Source organism: Streptomyces sp. SID3343 (assembly GCF_009865215.1).
Lineage (GTDB): Bacteria > Actinomycetota > Actinomycetes > Streptomycetales > Streptomycetaceae > Embleya.
The window spans coordinates 1-2,887 of record NZ_WWJX01000390.1; the positions used below are offsets into that span (position 1 = coordinate 1).

The 2,887-nt window shown below is 72.3% G+C and carries 3 protein-coding genes; 2 read left to right on the forward strand and 1 reads right to left on the reverse strand.

Going from position 1 to position 2,887, the window contains the following annotated elements; translation table 11 throughout:
* A partial coding sequence (locus tag GT354_RS13200) for a hypothetical protein (RefSeq protein ID WP_161356499.1) occupies positions 1-1,280 on the forward strand: 1,280 nt, incomplete at its 5' end.
* A gap of 49 nt (positions 1,281-1,329) precedes the next feature.
* The gene (locus GT354_RS13205; protein WP_161356500.1) at positions 1,330-1,755 is read left to right on the forward strand and encodes a hypothetical protein; all 426 of its coding nucleotides are present in this window, start codon (positions 1,330-1,332) and stop codon (positions 1,753-1,755) included.
* Between the two features lie 16 nt (positions 1,756-1,771).
* Here GT354_RS13205 and GT354_RS13210 read toward each other — a convergent pair whose 3' ends face one another.
* Complete coding sequence (locus tag GT354_RS13210) at positions 1,772-2,701, reverse strand: proline dehydrogenase family protein (protein WP_161356501.1); 930 nt, start codon at positions 2,699-2,701, stop codon at positions 1,772-1,774.
* Positions 2,702-2,887: the final 186 nt, after the last annotated feature.

Consider the following 2,887-nt stretch of genomic DNA (forward strand, 5'->3'; position numbering starts at 1 on the left):
CGCTGCTCGCCGAGGCGCGGATCGCGCAGGCCCGCGACCTGGCCGCGCGCGGCGCGTGGACCGAGGCCCTGGCGTGTCTGGAACTGGCCGGTCCGCTGCCGGTGGATGCGGCGGAGTCGGCCGCCGCCGCCGGGATCGGGGCGGCCGACGCGGCCCTGGACGCCGACGAAGGCGACCATCGCGGCGCGGCGCACGTATTGGAACGTGCCCGGATCATGGCGCCCGACAGCGTGGTTCTGCGCGAGCGCCTGGGTACGACGTACGCGCACATGTCGCGGCAGGAGGGCGAACGCGGCCGGCACTCGGACGCGATCGCGCTGGTGCGCAAGGCCCTCGAACTCGTCCCCGACGACGCGCTCGTGCGCGGCTTCGCGGGCATCGCGTTGCGCGAGCGCGCCGCGGCGGCGATCGCCGAGGACACCGACGTCTCGGTCACGGAGGGGGTCGAGCTCAACCGCGAGGCGTTCGCGCTCGATCCGGGCGAGGAGGGCCGCGCGGCGTTGCGGGACGCACTGTTGCTCAACGCGCGGCGGCTCGCCCTGCGCGGCGGGGCGCGGGCGGACGCGGTGGCGGCGATGCGCGAGGCCCTCGAACTCGACCACGCGGCCGACACGGCCGGTGTGCACGACGTGGACGACACCACCGATGTGGACGACACGAACGACGCGGCCGAGCAGGCCCCGCGCCGGGTGGCCGCGTTCCTGGTCGCGGGGGCGCTGCGCGACGAGCAGGCACAGGAGTTCGACCGCGCGATCGCCCTGCTCGACGAGTCCAGGCACTACGTCGACGATCCGTCGGTGCGCCGCTCGCTCGCGTTCAACCACTACTACGCGCACCACTACGACGCCGCGGAGAAGCTGCTGCGTCGCGAGTTGACCGATGCCCCGCACGACGACTCGCTGCGCGACGCGTGGGTGGTCGTGGTCACCGATTGGGGCTACGACCTGCTCGCCGCAGGCCGCGCGTACGACGCGACCAACGTGCTGGCGACGGGACTTCGCCTGTACGAGGACGCCCGGATCCGGGACGCGCTGGTGGCGGTGTTCATGGAGGACGAGCGCTACCAGGACGCCATCTCGATCCTGGAGGCCGCGCCGACGACGCGGGAGAACACCGAGATGCTGGCCCTGGCCCTGCACAACGAGGGGGTGCGACAGGCGAACAACGGCCACAACCACACGGCTTTGACCCACCTGGAGCGCGCGCTCGAACTGCACGAGACGAAAGCGGGCCGGGAGATCCTCGACGAGGTGAAGGCCCGGATCCACGGCTACTACTGACGGCCCGTCACGGCCGTGTCCACCCATCCCCCACGCCCCGGAGTGCCCCGTGTTCGACGCCGAGCGATCCCCCTACGACGTGCTGGGCCTGACCCCGGCCGCGACCGCCGCCGAGGTGCACGCGGCGTACGAGCGCACCCTGAGCGAGGTCGTCGACCCGGCCGAACAGCGCGCCTGCGCGGCCGCGTACGACGTGCTGCGCAGCGCGGGTCGCCGGGTCGGCGCGGACCTTTTGGAGTACGCCGCGCCCGACTCGGCGACCACCGCCCGCGACGCGTTCGCGGGGGTGGCGGAGGATCGCTTCCTGAGCAAGGACACTCCCCCGCCACCGCCGATCGCCGCGCTGGTGGTGTTGCGACGCGCGGAGACCGTCGCCGATCATCACGAACCGCCGCCCACGCAGGGCACGTTCGCGATCCCGGCGCGGTTCTCCGCGACGGCCGACGTGTTGCCGCCGGTGGACATCCCGCGGTGAGCACCGCGGGTCGGGCTCAGCCCTTGGTCGCCATCGCGCGCAGGAAGAACGTCAGGTTGGCCGGGCGTTCGGCGAGCCGACGCATGAAGTAGCCGTACCACTCGGCCCCGTACGGCAGGTAGATCCGCATGAGGTCGCCGTGCGCGACGATCCGGTCCTGTTCCTCGGGCCGGATGCCGTACAGCATCTGGAACTCGAAGGTGCCCGGCGCGCGGCCCGCGCGGTCGGCGAGGTGGCGCGCGATGGTGATCAGCCGCGGGTCGTGCGACGCGACCATGGGGTAGCCCTCACCGGCCATCAGCACCCGCAGGCAACGCACGTAGCTGCGGTCCACGTCGCCCTTGTCCTGGAACGCCACCGACTCGGGCTCCTGGTAGGCGCCTTTGCACAGCCGCACCCGCGAGCCCTCGTGCGACAGGTCTCGGCAGTCCTGCTCGGTGCGGTACAGGTACGCCTGCAACACCGCGCCGACCCACGGGAAGTCGTCGCGCAGTTGGTGCAGGATGCCGAGCGTGGAGTCGGTGGTGGTGTGGTCCTCCATGTCGAGGGTGACCGTGGTGCCCACCGCCGCGGCGGCCTCGCAGATCCGGCGTGCGTTGTCGAGCGCGATCCGCTCGCCGTCGCCGGGCAGGAACTGGCCGACCGCCGACAGCTTGACCGAGACCTCGGCGCTGCGCGCGAGCCCGGTCTCGCCCAGGGTGCCCAGGAGCGCGTGGTAGGCGTCCACCGTCGCGCCGGCCTGGGCCGCGTCGGAGGTGTCCTCGCCGAGGTGATCGAGCGTCACCTTCTTGCCGGACTCGACGAGTTCGGTCGTCACCCGGATCGCGTCGTCGAGCACGTCACCGGCGACGAAGCGGTCCACGATCGCCTTGGTCGGCGGCAGGTGCTCGACGAGCGAGCGGGTCCGGGGCGACCGGGCCGCCGCGAGGATGGGGCTGCGGAGCATTGCTGTTCTCCCGAATCTCCGGAGTGCCTTGGGGTTGACAGGGCGGGGGCGACAGGGCGGGTGGTGGTCGACGAACCGTCAGCCCATGTGCGGGTAGCGGTGATCGGTCGCGGGCACGAACGTCTCCTTGATCGAGCGCGAGCTCGTCCAGCGCATCAGGTTCTGCATCGCGCCGGCCTTGTCGTT